The sequence below is a fragment of the Polynucleobacter bastaniensis genome, assembly GCF_018882205.1.
Classification (GTDB): Bacteria; Pseudomonadota; Gammaproteobacteria; order Burkholderiales; family Burkholderiaceae; genus Polynucleobacter; species Polynucleobacter bastaniensis.
In genome coordinates this window covers 110,261-128,561 of the sequence record NZ_JACVOU010000001.1, presented here as the reverse complement: position 1 = coordinate 128,561, position 18,301 = coordinate 110,261, and the positions used below count along the sequence as shown (strand labels likewise).

The following is an 18,301-nucleotide window of genomic DNA, read 5'->3' as shown; positions in this document are numbered from 1 at the left end:
ATGGTTGGAATCGTCATAGTTGCCCACACCCCGGTAGCAAGTGCGATGCTTGGATTTGCTGAGCATGCTTTTGGTGTGGCGCCTGAGAGAGTGAGGGCTGTCGACGTTCCGCCCTACGAAGATATCAAAGTCAGTTTCGATCGGGTCTTAAAAGCAGCCTACGGAGTCAATACGGGTCTGGGCGTTTTAATTTTGACTGATGTGATGGGTGCTACGCCAGCCAATGTGGCGTCTAAGCTTGAAGCTCTGGGCCCACTTTCGGGTTTGAATGCCCCTGTTATTGTTTTAGCGGGGCTCAATTTACCCATGCTAATGCGATGTATTTCCCATCGTGGCGAGGGCCTAGAAGAGCTGGCTCAAAAAGCGCTTCAAGGTGGTCAAAATGGCATTTTGCGTTTAGGTACTAAAGCCCCACAAGCCACTACAGAAAAATAGGATTCGTTATGCCGGTTACTGAAATCGAAATTATTAATAAGTTGGGTTTGCATGCTCGAGCATCAGCCAAGCTATCGCAGCTTGCTGCTGAGTTTCCCTGTGAAATCTTCTTGTCTCGCAATGGTCGCCAAATCAATGCCAAGAGCATTATGGGTGTCATGATGCTGGCCGCTGGTATTGGAAGTACGGTGACTTTAGAAACTGTTGGGGAAAAAGAAGATGAGGCGATGCAGGCTTTAACTGCATTGATCAATGATCGATTTGGTGAGGGCGAATAAGGATGACTTTTGCTTTGCACGGAATAGCAGTCTCCAAGGGCATTGCCATTGGGAAGGCCGTACTGATATCGCGTGCTGCATTAGAGGTTAGTCATTACTTAGTTGAAGCTGGCAACGAAGAAGATGAGGCTCAAAAATTATTAGATGCTTTTGAGCAGGTGCGCCAGGAGTTGACGCAATTACGTCAAGGCCTACCTAAAGACGCGCCACAAGAAATGGCTGCATTCTTAGATGTTCACGGCATGATCTTGGCTGACCCTGCCTTAACTGAAAAGCCCATTAAATTAATTCGTACCCAACGGTTAAATGCAGCATGGGCTTTAACAACTGAGTTAAATGACCTTTTAGAGCAATTTGCAGATATTGAGGATACCTATTTAAAAGAGCGTGCTAACGATATTCGTCAGGTGGCAGAGCGCGTTATTAAGGCCTTGAATGCTCAGCAAAAAGATCCTTTAAATGATGCTGAATTTTTGCCTGCAAGCGATATCGGTGTTGAGTCGATTATTGTTGCCCACGACATTGCTCCTCATGACATGCTGCGTTTTAAAGATCACGCTTTTACGGGGTTTGTAACCGATCTTGGTGGTAAGACCTCTCATACCGCTATTGTTGCGCGCAGTATGGAAATTCCGGCAGTAGTGGGTGTACGACATGCCAGTGAAATGATTCGTCATGGTGATTGGCTGATATTGGATGGAGAACATGGGGTTGTCGTGGTTGCGCCCGATGAACAACTTCTTGCCGAGTATCGAAAACTACAAGCTCAAGCCTTAAAAGAGGCCCGTAAGCTTAAGCAGTTAAAGCATTCCAAGACAGAAACAGCTGATCGTGTCGAGATTGAGTTATCCGCCAATATTGAATTGCCCGAAGATGCTATTCAGGCAGTGAAGTTAGGTGCCGTAGGCGTTGGCTTATTCCGCTCCGAATTTTTATTCATGGATCGCAAGCAAGCCTTACCTGATGAAGAGCGGCAGTATGAAGAATATCGTCGCATAGTTGATTTAATGCATGGTCTACCCGTCAATATTAGAACCATTGACGTTGGCGCTGATAAGGCCTTGGGTGGAGGTGGTGATACCTCTCAAACAGGTACCTCACCACTTGGCTTGCGAGCGATTCGTTGGTCTTTGACAGAACCAGAAATCTTTTTAACGCAACTCAGAGCAATCTTACGCGCATCGGCTCATGGTCAGGCGCGCATCATGATTCCAATGCTGGCTCATGCCAAGGAAATCGATGAAACATTTGGATTGATTGAAAAAGCTAAGCAGCAATTACATCAGCGTGGCCAGGCATTTAATCCCAATATTCAAGTTGGCGCAATGATTGAAGTCCCTGCAGCCGCCTTGATGCTGCCACTATTTATCAATCGATTCGATTTTCTTTCAGTTGGTACTAACGACTTAATTCAGTACACCTTGGCAATTGATCGCGCAGATCATGCAGTGGCACACCTATATGATCCTTTGCATCCAGCTATTTTGAATTTGCTATTCAACATCATTGATCAAGCTAAGCGCGCTGATGTGCCTGTTGCTGTTTGTGGCGAGATGGCCGGCGATCCTGCATTTACGAAGCTATTGCTTGCACTCGGTCTGACGGATTTCTCAATGCACTTCAGTCAGTTATTGTTGGTCAAGCGTGAGATATTAAAAGCAAATGTAGGGCTATTAAAAGCGCGTGCCCCTAGGGTTCTTCGTGCATATGAGCCCGAAGAGCAGGCCAAAGCATTGGAATATTTGCTCTCTTAATTTTTCTGGTGTTGGGAGCTGCATACTTTACAGGCGGGATTACGAGCAACACGAATCTCATCAATCTGAGTATTCATGGCATTCCACAACAACATTCTTCCAACGAGAGGCTGACCAAAGCCAATCAATACCTGCAGAGCTTGCGCCGCTTGCATTGAGCCAATAATGCCAACGAGTGGGGAAAAGATGCCCATGCTGGCACAACTGACTTCTTCAAATTGTTCTTCCGGAGAAAAAAGGCAGGCATAGCAGGGTGAGGTTTCTTTACGAAAATCAAAGACACTGAGTTGACCATCAAATTTGAGTGCAGATCCAGAGACCAGTGGAATCTTGTGAATAAAACAGGCTTGATTGACTAGCTGGCGGGTAGCAAAGTTATCCGTGCAATCTAAAACAAGATCCACTTCCGGCAAGAGTGTATTGAGTAAATCTTCTGAAGCCTTTGCTGCGATTGCGTTAATCGTGAGGGCGGAATTTAGGCTTTGTAAAAATTGCCTTCCAGACTCCACTTTAGTCTTGCCAATCGAATTCTGGGTATGCATGATTTGGCGCTGCAAATTAGTGAGCTCGACTTGGTCATGATCAATTAGCGTGATTTTTCCGACGCCAGCTGCAGCTAAGTAAGGCGCGGCAGCACTTCCTAATCCGCCGGCACCAATAACCAAGACGTGCGAGCCAAGCAACTTTTCTTGGCCTGCAACATCAATTTCTTCTAGTAGTAAGTGCCGCGAGTAGCGAAGCAGCTGCTCATCGTTCATATATATTCTTAATGCGAGAACTTACTCTAGCTTAGAGGCGGAGCGTTTCACAGGCTCACCATTGATAAATGCGACTGCCTGAGTAAGCATGAAGTCATCTGCACCGCCTAGCTCGACGGGCTTCTTCGATTTTTCTTTCTCTTTCTCTTCAGGAGTCTTCTTGGCATTTTTTTCTTCAATGCGTTGTAACTCTTCTAGCCGACGTTTTTCTCGTTCAGAGGCTAGCTTTTCTTCTGAAGATTGCTTGTTGCGCAAATGCTTCTCGCTGTCGATCTCGCGAGTGATCAATACATCATCGGGATCACCATCTTTATTTTGATCTACTGCGATATCAGGTTTGATGCCATACGCTTGAATTGATTTACCACTTGGTGTGTAGTAATACGCCGTAGTGATTTTCAATGCTGAATCATTGGTTAACGGACGAACTGTTTGTACAGAGCCTTTACCGAAAGTCGTTTTACCAATAATAGTTGCACGTTTGTAATCTTGCAATGCGCCAGCCACAATCTCAGAGGCTGATGCTGAATAAGCATTTACCAAAACTACCATTGGTAGCTTTTTATACATGGCTGGTACGCCAGCTAAGGGATCTCTAGGCTCACTGAGGCGATACATCGCCGGTGTTGCATTAAACACCTGCTTAGAGTCGGCAGTCTGACCTTTAGTCGAAACGATGACAGCATCTACTGGTAAGAAAGCAGCAGCAACACCGACTGCGCCTTGTAATAAGCCGCCGCCATTGTTTCTGAGGTCAAGAATGATACCCTTCATTTTGGGATCTTGATTTGCAAGCTCAGTTAATTTCTTGGCAAGATCGGGAATGGTGCGCTCTTGAAAGCTCGTCACTCTGACCCAAGCAACGTTGTTATCCAAAATTTTGGCTTTGACCGATTGAACTTTAATTTCAGCGCGGGTAATGGTTACCGGAAAGCTGCGCTCTTCGCTTTTACGAAAGACGGTCAAGGTAATTTTTGTGCCTGGAGTACCACGCATGGTGCGCACAGCCTTATCTAGCGACATACCACGAACTGGTTTGTCGTCTAAGCGCGTAATGAGGTCACCAGCTTGCAAGCCAGCACGTGCTGCAGGGCTATCTTCAATCGGATTGAGTACTTTGACGACGCCATCCTCTGAGGTAATTTCAATACCAAGACCAGCAAACTTGCCACTGGTTTGTTCTTGCATTTCAGAGAAGTCTTTTTTATCCAGATAGGTGGAGTGAGGATCAAGACTGCTCACCATGCCCTTGACTGCATCGGTTAGCAGTTGTTTATCTTCAATTGGCTCAACATACTCACGCTTGATTTGCGCAAAGACATTCGATAGTGTCCGCAGCTCATCTAAAGGTAGTGTCGTGCCCTGTTGAGCTGTAGCTGAAAGCTGGATGGTGGCTGCAACCCCGGCGATGAGGCCGACAGAGACTAGGGCAAAGTTCTTGAAAAATACGCGCATATTTCAGTTTTACCTTAATTCAAATAAAAATGCTGAGTAGGTTTGAGATTGTCATCGAGCTCGTAAACCAGCGGGATGCCATTAGGAACATTAATTTCCATGATGTCTTTATCAGAAACCTGGTCGAGATACTTAATTAAAGAGCGAATACTATTACCGTGTGCGACGAGCAATACCCGCTTGCCGGCTTTAAGGGCGGGGGCGATCGATTCATTCCAAAGGGGTAATACGCGCTCGACGTTGTCTTTAAGGCACTCCCCCAGGGGAATATCAGAATCACTCAGTTTTGCGTAACGCGGATCATTTTGCGGATTACGCTCATCATCTTTTTCTAGGAGCGGTGGCCGTATATCGAAGGAGCGACGCCAAATATGAACTTGGGCATCTCCGTATTGTTGGGCAGTTTCAGCTTTATTGAGGCCTGTAAGGGCGCCATAGTGACGCTCGTTCAGTCTCCAGCTATGTACCACTGGCAACCACATGAGGTCCATAGCGTCCTGAACGTGCCACAGGGTACGGATCGCTCTTCTGAGTACTGAGGTATAGGCCACATCAAACTCATAGCCAGCTTTACGGAGATTTTCACCTGCAGCAAGGGCCTGTTCAGTACCTTTAGGGGTTAAGTCAACGTCCGCCCAGCCAGTAAATCGGTTTTCAAGGTTCCAGGCGGATTCGCCATGACGAATAAGGACAAGTTGTTTCATAGAGCCATTCTATAATCCGGTGATGAACTTTCTTACACAAATTGATAATTTGGCGCTTATTGCCCTCCTGCTGGTTACGGGCGCAGCGCTCTTCTTCCCTACATTATCTACGCTTATTAGCGGAAAAGGCTTATCGCCTACAGAAGCAACTATTTGGATCAATCGTCGTAAAGCAGCAGTTTTGGACTTACGTCCAGCATCCGATTTTAAGATTGGCCACCTACCAGGTTCAAAGCATATTTTGGTTGAGCAAATTCCATCTGGAATAGATAAGCTCAAATTAGATCGTAACAATCCCATTATTTTGGTTTGTGAGTCTGGTGCGAATGCTCGCAAGCTGGTCCCAGCACTCAATAAGTTGGGGTTCCCAGAGGTTGCAGTCCTAGATGGCGGCGTTCAAGGCTGGCAAGCCGCAGCCTTGCCATTAGTTAAATAATTCAGCGAGTCTTAGATATGCCCCCAGTCACGATGTACAGCACTCAAGTTTGCCCTTATTGCGTTATGGCAGAAAAGCTTCTGCACAAGAAGGGCGTTGCTAATTTAGAGAAGATTCTGATTGATCGGGATCCTGCGCAGCGCGAGATCATGATGACCCGTACTGGTCGTCGTACAGTGCCACAAATTTACATTGGTGAGACTCATATTGGCGGTTATGACGACCTAGTTGCTTTAGATCGCGCCGGCCAACTTGATCCACTGCTAGCTTAAAAATTTACTCAGAAAGTTTCCATGACTGAACAAACTACTTCCGCTCCAGATGCAGCCGATACTTCAAAAGAGCCTGGTTTTCGTATTCAAAGAATCTATCTCAAGGATTTATCTCTAGAGCAACCGCATGCACCGCAAATTTTATTGGTTGCGGCTGAGCCTCAAGTTGAAGTTGAGGTCGACGTTGCAGTCACCCGCCTAGGCGATGAAATTTTTGAGGTTGCCTTGATTGCAACAGTAACCGCCAAAGTAGAGAGCAAAGCGCTCTTCTTGGTTGAGGCAAAACAAGCGGGTATTTTTGAATTTAATAATATCCCTGCCGAGCAAATTGATCCCATGTTAGGCATTGCTTGCCCAACCATTTTGTATCCTTATCTGCGCTCAAATATTGCCGACACTATTAGCCGTGCTGGTTTCCAGCCAATTCATTTGAATGAGATTAATTTCCACGGCATGTACGAGCATCGCCTGATGCAGGCTGCGCAAGGAGCTGCAACGGAAAGTAGCTCAGCCGATGAAAGCAAAATCATTCTTCCTCACTAAGCTAATTTTTAAAGCCCACAGATCATGAAAGTGACGCTGCTTGGAGCTGGTTCATGGGGCACAGCTATGGCAGCGCAAGCTGCACGTTATCTTCAGCCAGGCGACGTTAGTCTTTGGTCTCGAAGCGTTGAGCAAATTGAAGGTATGCAGCAGTCAGGTGCAAACACAGGCTATTTGCCTGGTGTTGCCTTACCTAAGGACCTGCAATTAGAAGTGAGTTTTGAGCGGGCAATTGCACGCCTTTCTGAAAATGATCTTTTAGTTATTGCTACTCCGATGTCTGGTTTATCAGAAACAGTGGCACAGGTATTGCACCTCGCAAAACATCCGCTCAATATTGTTTGGTTATGTAAAGGCTTAGAGCCTAGCACTACCTTATTGCCGCACCAAGTAGTGGCACGCGAAGATCAACTACATAGCCATGGTCTAGTCCATTCTTATGGCGCTCTATCGGGACCCAGTTTTGCGCAAGAGGTTGGTGATGGCATGCCTTGCGCATTAACTATCGCTAGCAAATCCAACACTTTGTGTCACATTGTTCAGGGCGCCTTTCACCATGGCAATATGCGCATCTACTCCAGTGATGATTTGGTTGGTGTCGAACTAGGGGGTGCTATTAAAAACGTTTTAGCGATTGCAGCTGGTATTGGTGATGGCTTAGATCTGGGTTTAAATGCACGCGCTGCGGTATTAACTCGTGGCCTTGCAGAAATGATGCGTTTAGTAAAAGCGGCTGGTGGTAGACCAGAGACCTGTATGGGCTTAACTGGCGTAGGTGATTTGATTTTGACGGCTACTGGAGACCTCTCTCGCAATCGTCGTGTTGGCTTAGCGCTTGCAGCAGGAAAACCATTACCTGAAATTTTGGATAGCTTAGGACATGTTGCAGAGGGTGTCTTATGTGCCTCTGCTGTCAGCATTCTCGCTACGCGTTTGGGTGTTGAGATGCCCATTACCACCATGATGGGCGAAGTCTTAGCTGGAAAACTATCGCCACATGAAGCAGTTAAAAAACTGATGGGGCGCAATCCCAAGCTCGAAGTTTAAGTACTTAACTTCCGCCGAGTAAACCGTTTTGGCGCCAAGCTTCATAAACTACAATCGCCACCGTATTCGAGAGATTTAAGCTGCGACTGCTATCTTGCATTGCTAAGCGCATTTGGTTGGGGATCGGAATTGAGCTTCTCACTTCTTCGGTGATGCCTTTAGTTTCTGAACCAAAAACAAAATAATCTTCGGGTAAATATTTGCCAGCATGAAACTTGCCAGACCCTTTTGTGGTCAAGGCAAAAAGACGCTCAGGCTGAGGTTGTGCATTAGCCAAAAATTGCGCCCAGTTTTGATGAACTTTTACTTTAGCGAACTCGTGATAGTCTAGGCCAGCCCTGCGCAGTTTGGCATCCTCCATGGGGAAGCCAAGCGGCTCGATGAGATGAAGCTTTGCACCCGTGTTTGCGCACAGGCGAATGATATTGCCCGTGTTGGGTGGAATTTCTGGTTCGAATAAAACGATATTAAACATGTGTTGATCTTTGCATTAACTTCGGGTGACTGTGTACAGCGTTCGTAAAAGAACCCAATTAATAACATGAGATGCCCCATTGTCCTTTAATACGCGAGCGATTTCATTTAAGGTTGCACCACTAGTCATGACATCGTCAAACACAATGACTGAAGCAGATTCTAGTTGCCCTTGAAACTGAGGGTTGATATGGAACATATTTTGAATAGCAATTTGACGATTAGCGCGATTCTCCTTAGCCTGATGATCGGTATGGTGATGGCGTTTTAAGATGTGTGGGTTTTTATAGATGTGCTTGTCACAATCAATCCGCCTGGCTAATTCCCAGCTTTGATTAAAGCCGCGAGAAGACAATTTTTCTAGGCTCAGTGGCACAGGTAGTAAATAGTCTGCTCGTACATTATGTAAGCTCGGACTCATCAGTTGATTCCATGCTGCTGCCAGCCCATGAGCACAAGCAAGACGTCGCTGATATTTAAGCAGATGCAATGCAGATTGCAATCTACCCTCATAGCGATCGAGACAGAGAGTTTTATCAAAGTAAGGTGGATTAGTGATGCACTCTCGGCAGCGTTTTTCTGTCAGCTCACTCACTTCAAGAGTAAGGCCGCATTGCTGACAACATTCGTAATTAGATAACTGATCTGATTCCAATTGGACCAAGCAATCAAGGCAGAGAGCACATCGTTGAAATGTGCCGCAAACAATACACGCGCTCGGTAGTAGGTGAGAACAAATTGCTTGGAAAATATTCTCTATTGGACGCATGGGTCGCTGAGTATACTGAGTCAATGACCCAATCAATCAGATGGCTTCAGGATGAAATTGCAACGCGCATGTTGCAAAAATTAGACATTGTGAAATTAGAACCAAAAGACATTTTGCTGATTCCAGATTTTCCTGGAGTTCATAGTTCTTTTCTGACAAAACGCTTTCCAGGAATTCGTTTTCACAGTGCGCCAGAATGCGAGCTATCGGGTTTTAATTTATTTAAATTGAGGGCGACTCGTTTTTGGAATTCAAGGATGAAATCGGCATCCCTCATTTCCCTAGATAACTACAAGAAAACAGGCCACATTAACCTTCCTAGTAATTCTGTAGATTTAGTAGTGAGCGTTCTCTTGATTCAGGATTTAGCCGACCCTAAGCATTTTTTGCAGGAGTGCCGCCGAGTACTCAAAGAAGGTGGGCTACTCATATTTAGCTATCTGGGTCCAGATACTGCCAAAGAGCTCAGAGCTGAAATCTTGGCGCAAGAATTACCCATTCAAAACTTAGCTAGCCCTTGGGATATGCACGATATGGGAGATGCTTTGCTGGGCGAGCGTTTTTCTGACCCAGTAATGGATATGGAGTTTTTGGGTTTGGACTATGACTCTGACAGCGTCCTTCTGTCAGACGCAAGAGCACTCAATTTGCTTGGTTCCGACTATCAAAATAGCACCATAGCTACTCAATTACCTCAAAAACTGACCTTAGAGGTGGTTTATGGGCACGCCTGGGCTTTGGGTAAGAACCTCGCCAAGGCGCAAGATGATGTCGCTTATATTGGTTTAAATCAAATAGGGCGCAAGACTAGGAATGATCCTGCTTAAGTGTAAGTGTTCACTATCTTTTAAACCATTACCAAGATTGAGCGAGGCATAGTAGACCCTGTTTGTTCTTGAGCCCAATTAACCCTATAATTACGTCTAGTTGAATTGCTTGATACCGTTTTTTTTGGGCTTTCTGAGGGTGTTTTTATACAGAAGCTCATGACAATAAACAGAGAATAAGATGAATTTATTTGGAAAAGTCACTAGGGCACCGCTCTATTTGGTAGCAGCTTTTGGCACTGCATTTGCACGTGCGGCTGAAGATATGCAGGGTGGTCCAGCAGTAAATCAGCTGAATTTCACTGCCCCAGCCACAAAAATCATGGCAGAGATTCATTGGTTGCATTGGATGATGTTGGTCATCTGCGCGCTCATTTTTGTAGGCGTATTTGGCGTGATGTTTTATTCCATCTTGAAGCACCGTAAATCTCTGGGTGCTAAGTCTGCTTCTTTCCACGAAAGCACTACTGTTGAAATTATTTGGACAATCATTCCTTTGATTATTGTTATTGGTATGGCATTGCCGGCAACTAAGACAGTCGTAGCAATGAAAGACACTACCAATTCTGATGTCACTATTAAGACTACTGGTTATCAGTGGAAGTGGGGTTACGACTACATCAAAGGCGAGGGCGAAGGAATTAGTTTCTTGTCTACCTTGGCTACTTCCCGTGAATCTATCAACAATCTTGCGCCAAAATCAAATACGTATTTGATGGAAGTGGACAATGAGATGGTAGTGCCAGTTGGCAAAAAGATTCGCATTATTACTACTGCAAATGATGTGATCCATGCGTGGGCGGTTCCAGCATTTGGCGTGAAGCAGGATGCTATCCCTGGTTTTGTTCGTGACACTTGGTTCCGTGCAGAAAAAATCGGTACTTACCGTGGTCAATGTTCAGAGCTATGTGGCGCACAGCATGCTTTTATGCCGATCGTAGTGAGGGTCGTTTCCCAAGAGGATTACACCAAGTGGGTAGATGAGAAGAAAAAAGAAATGGGCGCAACATCTGATGACCCATCAAAGGTGTACACCATGGATGAGCAGAAAGAGCGTGGCGCCAAGGTTTACGCATCTAACTGCGCAGCATGTCATCAGCCAAACGGCAAAGGCGCTGGCGCCTTCCCAGCACTAGATGGCAGCAAGATGGTGCTTGGACCAAAAGCAGCTCAATATAACATTCTTATTAATGGTAAGGGCGCAATGCCAAAGTGGGCTGGCGTGATTTCTGATGGCGATATTGCTGCAGTAATGACCTATACCCGTAATGCATGGGGTAATAAAACGGGCGAAGTAATTCAGACCCAAGATATTGTCTCTGCGCGAGCTGGCAAGTAATTTTTTAAGAATTTATACAGATCAAACTAAACCGGAGTAATCCATGAGCACTATTTCAACTACCCACGATCACGCACACGACCATGCGCATGATGACCATACGCCACATGGCTGGCGCCGTTGGTTGTTTGCAACTAACCACAAAGATATCGGCACGATGTATCTGATCTTCTCGTTTATCAGCTTACTGGCTGGTGGTGTGATGGCACTTGGTATTCGTTTGGAGTTGTTCCAACCAGGTTTGCAATTTTTGCGCCCGGAGTTCTTTAACCAGTTAACCACTATGCACGGTTTGGTAATGGTGTTCGGCGCCATCATGCCGGCCTTCGTTGGCTTTGCAAACTGGATGATTCCTTTGCAAATCGGCGCATCCGATATGGCTTTTGCTCGCATGAATAACTTTAGCTTCTGGATTTTGCCAGTGGCTGCTTGTTTATTGTTTGGTTCATTCTTAGCTCCTGGTGGTGCCCCTGCTGGTGGTTGGACTTTATATGCTCCACTGACATCACAGATGGGCCCAGGTTTAGATATGGCCATCTTTGCACTCCACTTATTGGGTGCTTCTTCAATCATGGGTTCGATTAACATCATCGTGACCATTTTGAACATGCGCGCTCCTGGCTTGACTTTGATGAAGATGCCTATGTTCTGTTGGACATGGTTGATCACTGCATACTTGTTGATCGCCGTTATGCCAGTACTGGCAGGTGCGATCACTATGGTTTTGACAGATCGTCACTTCGGCACTTCTTTCTTCAATGCAGCTGGTGGCGGTGATCCAGTTATGTTCCAGCACATTTTCTGGTTCTTTGGGCATCCAGAGGTTTACATCATGATTCTTCCAGCATTCGGAATCGTGAGCGAAATCATTCCCGCCTTCTCTAGAAAAACTTTGTTTGGTTATAGCTCCATGGTTTACGCAACTGCATCCATTGCGATCTTGTCATTCATTGTTTGGGCTCACCATATGTTTGCAACTGGCATGCCGGTAACTGGCCAGCTGTTCTTTATGTATGCCACGATGTTGATTGCAGTTCCAACAGGAGTAAAGATTTTCAACTGGGTAGCAACCATGTGGAAAGGTTCCATGACCTTTGAAACCCCGATGTTGTGGTCAGTTGGATTTATATTTGTATTTACTATGGGTGGATTTACTGGCTTGATCTTGGCATTGGCGCCAATTGATATTGGCTTGCAAGATACCTATTACGTTGTTGCGCACTTCCACTATGTTTTGGTAGCCGGTTCCTTATTTGCGATGTTTGCTGGTTTTTACTACTGGTGTCCAAAGTGGACTGGCTACACGGCCAATGAAACTCGCGGCAAGATCCACTTCTGGACTTCCATGATTTTCTTTAATGTCACTTTCTTCCCAATGCACTTCCTGGGCTTGGCGGGTATGCCACGTCGTTACGCTGACTACCCAACCCAGTTTGCTGACTTTAATACGATCGCATCCATTGGCGCACTCGGATTTGGTTTATCTCAGGTTTACTTCTTGGTGTTTGTTGTGTTGCCGGCCTATAACGCCAAAGGCGAAAAAGCTTCAATGAAGCCATGGGATGGTGCTAAAGGTTTGGAGTGGACAGTGCCGTCACCAGCACCACACCATACATTTGAAACGCCTCCAACTACTGCAGAGCTAAATGCTGCAGGAATCTAAAGTAGCGACGCACAAATCCCAATCTGCCAGTAATCGCAGATTGGGCTTTATTCTTTTAACTGTTGCTCTAGTGTTCTTTCTGGGCATCCTGATTAAACGAGGCTTATTGGGTTAAAACCCTTTGAATACTCATGTCTGCTATTGCCTCCCTTAACCGCCAAATCTTGCTGAAGTTATTAATAGCTTCAGTCATGATGTTTGGTTTTGGTTATGCACTAGTGCCAATGTATAAAGCCTTGTGTGAGGTGACTGGTATTAATGTGGTCACCAGCAAGAACGACTATGGTATCCGTGCCTACAGTGCAAATAAGGTTGGTAATACTCAGGTCGACTATTCTCGTAAGGTGACTATTGAGTTTGACTCTAATAGCCGCGGTCCTTTTACGTTTCGCCCTGTGAAGAACTACTTGGAAGTACATCCAGGCGAAATGACGGAGATCGTTTACGAGGTCACCAATAATTTAAACCGCCCTGTTGAAGCTCAAGCTATTCCAAGTTATGCGCCAAAAAGTGCTATGGAGTTCTTTACTAAATTAGAGTGTTTTTGTTTTCAGCAGCAAACTATGACTGCGCATGAGATGAAGAAGATGCCGGTGGTATTTGTCATTGATGCAGGCCTACCTGCTGATGTCAAAACTATTACCTTGTCATATACCTTCTTTGAATTGGGGGTTGGCCAGCAGCCAGCTGGCTCAACAACACCTAAATCAAAATCAGCAACATGAGTAAGAAAAGTTCATTTATGCAATCTATGATCGCGGTGCTGTGGGCCTTTTTTGGAGTGCGTAAAAAATCAGGCTTGCAGGAAGATGTAGCTTCATTAAGTTTTGTCCACATTGTTATTGCGGGAGTTTTAGGCGCCTTGATTTTTATGGCCATACTCCTTTTGATAGTTAAAGCAGTTGTGTCCCATTGATTATTTTTTGATTGAATAGAGAGAATCAGATGTCATCCAATTCAACCCCTTACTATTTCGTTCCTGGACTATCAGGTCATCCGGCTGCAGCTGCTCTGGGTTTACTCGCCTTCACTGCTGGTATGTCTGGTTGGGTAAACCACGCTGCTTGGGGCGGCCCGGTTACTGCGGTAGGCGTACTCTGGGTTTTGTTTGTTCTCTACAACTGGTTTGGAGACACTATTGCCGAATCCAACTCCGGTAAGAATGGCGTGAACGTCGATATTTCTTATCGTTGGTCTATGGCCTGGTTCATCTTCTCCGAGATCATGTTCTTTGCCGCTTTCTTTTCTGCATTGTTCTACGCGCGCAATATTGCGATGCCATGGATGGGTGATGTGGAAAGCAAATTACTTTGGCCGAATTTCCAGGCTGTTTGGCCTAATGATGGTCCTGCTGGTTTAGTAGAGAAATTTACGACTATGGGTCCATGGCCTATTCCAACCATTAATACTCTATTGCTCTTGTCTTCTGGTGTGACCGTAACTTATGCTCATCATGCGCTGCGTGAAAACCACATGAAGAAAGCGATCAACGGCTTGGCTGCTACCGTTGGCCTTGGCATGATCTTCTTGGGCTTTCAGATGTATGAGTACTACCATGCATATCATGCCTTGAACTTGAAGCTAACTTCAGGCGTTTATGGCTCAACCTTCTTTATGTTGACTGGTTTCCATGGCTTCCACGTATTCCTTGGCGGCTTGATGTTGGCGATTGTTCTTCGTCGTATGATCCGCGGCGACTTTACTGCTGAAAATCATTTTGCGTTTGAGGGTGCCGCTTGGTATTGGCACTTTGTTGACGTCGTTTGGCTTGGTCTGTACATCGCTGTTTACTGGATGTAGGGAAATAAAAATCGGGGCGTTGAGCCCCGATTTGTTTTGAGTCCTTATTTTTATGGAGGGCGCTTAGTTTGTTCCCACTCGAACGCCGGTAGCTTCGATATAGCCAAAGTAGTGGGCAATCAGAATTCCTAAGAAGAGTACGATTGACAGTCCAATACGTAACATAAGTGACTGAACCATTCTTGAACTACGACCCTTGTCTTTCATCATGAAATAGAGTGCTGAGCCTAAGCTCCCAACAATGATTAGTAGCGCAACTGGAATAACCCATTTCATTTCAAAGTACCCTTGTGAATATTTTTTCTAGCTTAATTACTAGTCGTCTAGTTGCTACATTATCAGCTCTTGTGGTGATTGTAGTTGGCTGCGGCGCTGGTGTTTGGCAGCTAAATCGAGCAGAGCAAAAGATTCGCTTGGGCGAGTCTTTAAGTGCAAGACTGCAAATGCCTGTTCTGAATGCCAATACCAATAGCTTGACCCTAGAGCAGGCTACAGAGCGCCGAATTTTAGCCCGTGGACGTTTTATTCAAGATGAGGCAATTTGGCTGGATAACCGTCCTCGCCCCATTCCCGAGGGAGGTACTGGTGCTGCAGGACAATCCGGCTTTTATGTGATGATGCCCCTGAAATTGAATGGCCAAGAGCTGGTGCTTTGGGTTAATCGGGGTTGGGCTCCTCGTAATAATGAAAATCGTATTGAGTTACCCCCAATAAAAACAGCGGATGAAGTGGTGACTATTGAGGGAATTGCTTTCCCTCATCCTGGAAGGGTTTATGAGTTAGGAAAGAAAGACTCTACGAAAGTGAGTCCTCGGATTGAGCAAAATTTTGATTTAGGTCTTGAGGCTCAAGGTCATGAATGGAAGCAACTGCCATTCATTGTTCGAGAGTCCAGATCTTCGACAGAGGATGGTTTACTTAGAAATTGGCCCTCCCCAACAAACGGAGTCGATCGCCATTATGCTTATGCATTCCAGTGGTTTGCTTTGGCATTGACTGGATTTTTATTTTGGTTCATTAATGGGCTAATGAAATATCGGCGAGAGCTTGCTGTGAATGGAGATAGAGAGTGAGTGATAAAGAATTATTGATTCCGGCATCACAAACAGATGCATCTGTAATTGACGCGCAAACTCGACGTGGGCGTATTCAGATGCTGCTATTGTTGCTTGCTTGCGCTGCACCAGTGATTGCCTCCTATTTAGCGTATTACGTTTTTAAGCCAGAGGGTGGAAAGACTAACTTTGGAGCGCTAGTTCAGCCTATACAAGAGATGAATCCTGCTTGGTTTGATATTCCTTTCAATGGAAAGTGGACCTTGCTAGTGGCAAGGCCAGCTGGCGAATGCACCATTAAAAATGAATCTTGTCTTGAGGCTCTATTTTTAATGCGCCAACTACGCATTGCTGTTGGTCGTGAGAGCGCTCGAGTTCAGTTAGTTTGGGTCAATACTGATGGCAAAGCAGTAGATCCAGAGGTGTTGCTAGCATACGATCAAAAGACGGCGGGATTTCAGATTGTAGATTTGCCAGTAGATCCTCAATTAAGGGCGCAATTTGATGCGTGGCTTAATCGTGATGGAGCAGGTCAGAAGATTCAGCTGATTGATCCGAGCCCGGCCAAGATGATGATTTTTCCTGTGACTAATTCACCTAAAGAATTTGGCAGTATGAAAAAGGATCTTGAAAAACTGTTGCGCCTCAATCGTAAGGGTGAAAAATTGCAATGAGCAGCATGCTATTGCTTGCGGAGTTAGCTGCAATCGCAATTGTCTTTGCAGGCCTACCCCTGGCCTATCTCTGGACTAGGCCGGCTTATAACTTTTTCCAAAAGCTCAATTGGGTTTTAGTTTTCATGACATTTGACTTGATTGTGTTTGGCGCCTTTACTCGCCTCACGGACTCTGGTCTGGGATGTCCTGATTGGCCTGGTTGTTATGGCACATCAAATCCATGGCATGCAATTAGTGAGATCCAGCAAGCTGAGGCGAGCATGCCTACTGGCCCTGTGACTGTGATCAAAGCTTGGATTGAAATGATTCATCGCTATTTAGCGATGACAGTCGGAGCGCTGATTTTGATTCAGGTAGTGGTTGCTTGGAGCAAGCTCCGCAGCCTGGGTAAGAAACCTTTATTAGGCAGTCTTGGCTTGCTGATTTTGGTGTGTATCCAAGGGGCATTTGGTGCATGGACAGTCACTCTGAAATTGCAGCCTATTATTGTGACGATTCACTTGATGTTGGCTTTGGTTTTATTGGCGTGCTTAACGACTTATGCGCAACAAGAGTGGATGAATACATCTTCCTCAGCAATTCGTCTACAGAGCAAGCTTCTTTCTGCGAAGTTACTTTTGCTCGCAGCAATCGTCTTGTGTATGCAAATCTTTTTAGGTGCATGGGTGAGCACTAATTATGCTGTATTGGCTTGCCCTGATTTTCCGACTTGCATGGATCGACTTTGGCCAGAAACGGCTTGGCAAGAAGGCTTCACCCTATGGCGTGGCTTAGGCCTGAATGCTCAAGGTGAATCTATTACCCCTGTCGCTTTGCAAACAATCCATTGGGCACATCGCGTATTTGCTATGGTTGCGGTAGTGGTCCTTGGCGCCTTAGGCATGAGTGCTCTGCGTTTAAGTAATTTCACATCATCAGGAATGGCCAGAATTGCCAAGTTATTATTAGGCTTGCTCGTTCTCCAGGCTTTGACTGGTATTTCTAATGTAGTCTTTCAGTGGCCGCTCCTTGCTGCCTTAATGCATACGGCAGGTTCTGCTGCATTGGTGTTCTGTTTGGTGCGTTTAGTCCAATGGTCCTCTTGGACTGCCCCCATTCACATGAAGATGTCTAAATCATTATGAGTAGTCCAACTTCCCCGAATCCTGAAGCGATGCCACGTTGGCGTCAATATTGGGTTCTCACCAAGCCCCGCGTCACGCAGTTGGCAGTGTTCTGTGCAGTCATTGGCATGTTCTTGGCTACTCCCGGCATGGTTCCTTATCCAGTCCTGATTGGCGGTATTGTTGGAATTTGGTTGTTGGCAGGAGCCGCTTTTGCAATGAATTGTTTAATCGAGCAAGCTGTCGATGCCAAGATGAAGCGAACTGCTTGGAGGCCGTCCGCAACTGGTGAGGTGACGCCTTTTCACATTATTGTTTTCTCAATGATTCTCGGCGGTTTGGGAATGGCTATCTTGTGGATCTTCTGTAATCTGTTAACCATGTGGCTCACCGTAGCCACGTTTGTTGGTTACGCGGTGATTTATACCTGGTTACTCAAGCCTGCTACGCCCCAGAATATTGTCATTGGCGGTCTCTCAGGCGCGATGCCGCCGGCCTTAGGTTGGGCGGCGGTCACCAATACTTTGTCGGCGGAAGCGTGGCTCTTGGTGCTGATTATTTTTGTTTGGACTCCGCCACACTTTTGGGCTCTTGCACTATACCGTCGCGATGATTATGTGCAAAGTGGTTTACCAATGCTGCCAGTAACCCACGGAGAGCGTTTTACGCTGCTCAATATTTTGCTATACACATTGATTTTAATTGCGGCGACCTTATTGCCCTATATTTACGGCATGAGTGGCGTAATCTATTTGATCTCAGCAATCATTCTGGGCTTGATATTCCTTACCTATGTCATTGCTTTGTTTGTTTCTTACAGCGATGCGCTAGCTAAGAAGACCTTCCGTTTTTCAATTACGTATCTATCTCTCCTTTTTGCAACCCTGTTAATTGACCACTATTTTGTTTGAG

24 protein-coding genes are annotated in these 18,301 nt (G+C 45.7%); 18 read left to right on the top strand and 6 right to left on the bottom strand.

Annotated features, from left to right (window positions below; all coding sequences use genetic code 11):
• From ICN22_RS00675 to ptsP, 3 genes are read left to right on the top strand one after another with little or no spacing between them, the layout of a single operon-like run.
• Complete coding sequence (locus ICN22_RS00675) at positions 1 to 435, top strand: PTS sugar transporter subunit IIA (protein WP_216168417.1); 435 nt, start codon at positions 1 to 3, stop codon at positions 433 to 435.
• 8 nt (positions 436 to 443) lie between these two features.
• Positions 444 to 713, top strand: a complete 270-nt coding sequence (locus ICN22_RS00670; RefSeq protein ID WP_046330913.1) for an HPr family phosphocarrier protein — start codon at positions 444 to 446, stop codon at positions 711 to 713.
• A gap of 2 nt (positions 714 to 715) precedes the next feature.
• On the top strand, positions 716 to 2,467 hold the full coding sequence (ptsP, locus tag ICN22_RS00665) for a phosphoenolpyruvate--protein phosphotransferase (protein ID WP_216168416.1): 1,752 nt from the start codon (positions 716 to 718) through the stop codon (positions 2,465 to 2,467).
• Here the strand turns inward: ptsP and ICN22_RS00660 are convergent.
• From ICN22_RS00660 to gpmA, 3 genes are read right to left on the bottom strand one after another with little or no spacing between them, the layout of a single operon-like run.
• Positions 2,464 to 3,225: a HesA/MoeB/ThiF family protein gene (locus ICN22_RS00660; RefSeq protein WP_216168415.1), complete on the bottom strand. Its 762-nt coding sequence runs from the start codon at positions 3,223 to 3,225 to the stop codon at positions 2,464 to 2,466. The two genes, ptsP and ICN22_RS00660, sit on opposite strands and share 4 nt — an antisense overlap.
• 21 nt (positions 3,226 to 3,246) lie before the next feature.
• Positions 3,247 to 4,680 carry a S41 family peptidase gene (locus ICN22_RS00655; protein WP_216168414.1) on the bottom strand — a complete coding sequence of 478 codons (1,434 nt, stop codon included), beginning with the start codon at positions 4,678 to 4,680 and terminating at the stop codon, positions 3,247 to 3,249.
• 14 nt (positions 4,681 to 4,694) lie between these two features.
• Positions 4,695 to 5,384, bottom strand: coding sequence for a 2,3-diphosphoglycerate-dependent phosphoglycerate mutase (gene gpmA / locus ICN22_RS00650; RefSeq protein WP_216168413.1), 690 nt, complete (start codon positions 5,382 to 5,384; stop codon positions 4,695 to 4,697).
• Between the two features lie 22 nt (positions 5,385 to 5,406).
• Between gpmA and ICN22_RS00645 the strand changes: the two genes are divergently transcribed.
• Genes ICN22_RS00645 through ICN22_RS00630 form a run of 4 tightly spaced genes read left to right on the top strand, consistent with a single transcriptional unit; the run spans position 5,407 to position 7,682 of the window.
• Complete coding sequence (locus ICN22_RS00645) at positions 5,407 to 5,820, top strand: rhodanese-like domain-containing protein (protein WP_216168412.1); 414 nt, start codon at positions 5,407 to 5,409, stop codon at positions 5,818 to 5,820.
• 17 nt (positions 5,821 to 5,837) lie between these two features.
• The gene (gene grxC / locus ICN22_RS00640) at positions 5,838 to 6,092 is read left to right on the top strand and encodes a glutaredoxin 3 (protein ID WP_216168411.1); all 255 of its coding nucleotides are present in this window, start codon (positions 5,838 to 5,840) and stop codon (positions 6,090 to 6,092) included.
• A 21-nt stretch (positions 6,093 to 6,113) separates the two neighbouring features.
• Positions 6,114 to 6,635: a protein-export chaperone SecB gene (gene secB / locus ICN22_RS00635; RefSeq protein ID WP_216168410.1), complete on the top strand. Its 522-nt coding sequence runs from the start codon at positions 6,114 to 6,116 to the stop codon at positions 6,633 to 6,635.
• Between the two features lie 24 nt (positions 6,636 to 6,659).
• Complete coding sequence (locus tag ICN22_RS00630) at positions 6,660 to 7,682, top strand: NAD(P)H-dependent glycerol-3-phosphate dehydrogenase (RefSeq protein ID WP_216168409.1); 1,023 nt, start codon at positions 6,660 to 6,662, stop codon at positions 7,680 to 7,682.
• 4 nt (positions 7,683 to 7,686) lie between these two features.
• Here the strand turns inward: ICN22_RS00630 and trmL are convergent, their stop codons facing one another.
• Together trmL and ICN22_RS00620 are read right to left on the bottom strand one after the other, a co-directional pair.
• Positions 7,687 to 8,157 (bottom strand): tRNA (uridine(34)/cytosine(34)/5-carboxymethylaminomethyluridine(34)-2'-O)-methyltransferase TrmL, encoded by a 471-nt coding sequence (gene trmL / locus ICN22_RS00625; protein ID WP_216168408.1) that lies wholly within the window; start codon positions 8,155 to 8,157, stop codon positions 7,687 to 7,689.
• Positions 8,158 to 8,172: 15 nt separating this feature from the next.
• Complete coding sequence (locus tag ICN22_RS00620; RefSeq protein ID WP_255533768.1) at positions 8,173 to 8,811, bottom strand: ComF family protein; 639 nt, start codon at positions 8,809 to 8,811, stop codon at positions 8,173 to 8,175.
• 137 nt (positions 8,812 to 8,948) lie between these two features.
• Here ICN22_RS00620 and ICN22_RS00615 point away from each other — a divergent pair, with 137 nt between their 5' ends.
• The 7 genes from ICN22_RS00615 to ICN22_RS00585 all read left to right on the top strand — a co-directional run bounded on the left by ICN22_RS00615 (position 8,949) and on the right by ICN22_RS00585 (position 14,554).
• Positions 8,949 to 9,752 carry a class I SAM-dependent methyltransferase gene (locus ICN22_RS00615; RefSeq protein ID WP_255533767.1) on the top strand — a complete coding sequence of 268 codons (804 nt, stop codon included), beginning with the start codon at positions 8,949 to 8,951 and terminating at the stop codon, positions 9,750 to 9,752.
• Between the two features lie 265 nt (positions 9,753 to 10,017).
• The gene (gene coxB / locus ICN22_RS00610) at positions 10,018 to 11,091 is read left to right on the top strand and encodes a cytochrome c oxidase subunit II (RefSeq protein ID WP_255533806.1); all 1,074 of its coding nucleotides are present in this window, start codon (positions 10,018 to 10,020) and stop codon (positions 11,089 to 11,091) included.
• 43 nt (positions 11,092 to 11,134) lie between these two features.
• Positions 11,135 to 12,754, top strand: coding sequence for a cytochrome c oxidase subunit I (ctaD, locus tag ICN22_RS00605; protein ID WP_216168405.1), 1,620 nt, complete (start codon positions 11,135 to 11,137; stop codon positions 12,752 to 12,754).
• Positions 12,738 to 12,869, top strand: a complete 132-nt coding sequence (locus tag ICN22_RS00600; RefSeq protein WP_216168404.1) for a cytochrome oxidase small assembly protein — start codon at positions 12,738 to 12,740, stop codon at positions 12,867 to 12,869. Before ctaD ends, ICN22_RS00600 begins: the two co-directional genes overlap by 17 nt.
• A 16-nt stretch (positions 12,870 to 12,885) precedes the next feature.
• Complete coding sequence (locus tag ICN22_RS00595) at positions 12,886 to 13,479, top strand: cytochrome c oxidase assembly protein (protein WP_216168403.1); 594 nt, start codon at positions 12,886 to 12,888, stop codon at positions 13,477 to 13,479.
• On the top strand, positions 13,476 to 13,670 hold the full coding sequence (locus tag ICN22_RS00590; RefSeq protein ID WP_216168402.1) for a DUF2970 domain-containing protein: 195 nt from the start codon (positions 13,476 to 13,478) through the stop codon (positions 13,668 to 13,670). Before ICN22_RS00595 ends, ICN22_RS00590 begins: the two co-directional genes overlap by 4 nt.
• 29 nt (positions 13,671 to 13,699) lie before the next feature.
• Complete coding sequence (locus ICN22_RS00585) at positions 13,700 to 14,554, top strand: cytochrome c oxidase subunit 3 (protein ID WP_216168401.1); 855 nt, start codon at positions 13,700 to 13,702, stop codon at positions 14,552 to 14,554.
• 63 nt (positions 14,555 to 14,617) lie between these two features.
• Here ICN22_RS00585 and ICN22_RS00580 read toward each other — a convergent pair whose 3' ends face one another.
• Positions 14,618 to 14,830: a twin transmembrane helix small protein gene (locus ICN22_RS00580; protein ID WP_046330897.1), complete on the bottom strand. Its 213-nt coding sequence runs from the start codon at positions 14,828 to 14,830 to the stop codon at positions 14,618 to 14,620.
• A 14-nt stretch (positions 14,831 to 14,844) separates the two neighbouring features.
• Here ICN22_RS00580 and ICN22_RS00575 point away from each other — a divergent pair, with 14 nt between their 5' ends.
• From ICN22_RS00575 to cyoE, 4 genes are read left to right on the top strand one after another with little or no spacing between them, the layout of a single operon-like run.
• Complete coding sequence (locus tag ICN22_RS00575) at positions 14,845 to 15,627, top strand: SURF1 family protein (protein WP_369411548.1); 783 nt, start codon at positions 14,845 to 14,847, stop codon at positions 15,625 to 15,627.
• Entirely contained in the window at positions 15,624 to 16,283 is a 660-nt protein-coding gene (locus ICN22_RS00570; RefSeq protein ID WP_216168400.1) for a redox-active disulfide-containing membrane protein, read from the top strand. Before ICN22_RS00575 ends, ICN22_RS00570 begins: the two co-directional genes overlap by 4 nt.
• The gene (locus ICN22_RS00565; RefSeq protein WP_216168399.1) at positions 16,280 to 17,410 is read left to right on the top strand and encodes a COX15/CtaA family protein; all 1,131 of its coding nucleotides are present in this window, start codon (positions 16,280 to 16,282) and stop codon (positions 17,408 to 17,410) included. The genes ICN22_RS00570 and ICN22_RS00565 overlap by 4 nt, the downstream gene beginning before the upstream one ends.
• Complete coding sequence (cyoE, locus tag ICN22_RS00560; RefSeq protein WP_216168398.1) at positions 17,407 to 18,300, top strand: heme o synthase; 894 nt, start codon at positions 17,407 to 17,409, stop codon at positions 18,298 to 18,300. The genes ICN22_RS00565 and cyoE overlap by 4 nt, the downstream gene beginning before the upstream one ends.
• Position 18,301 lies beyond the last annotated feature (1 nt).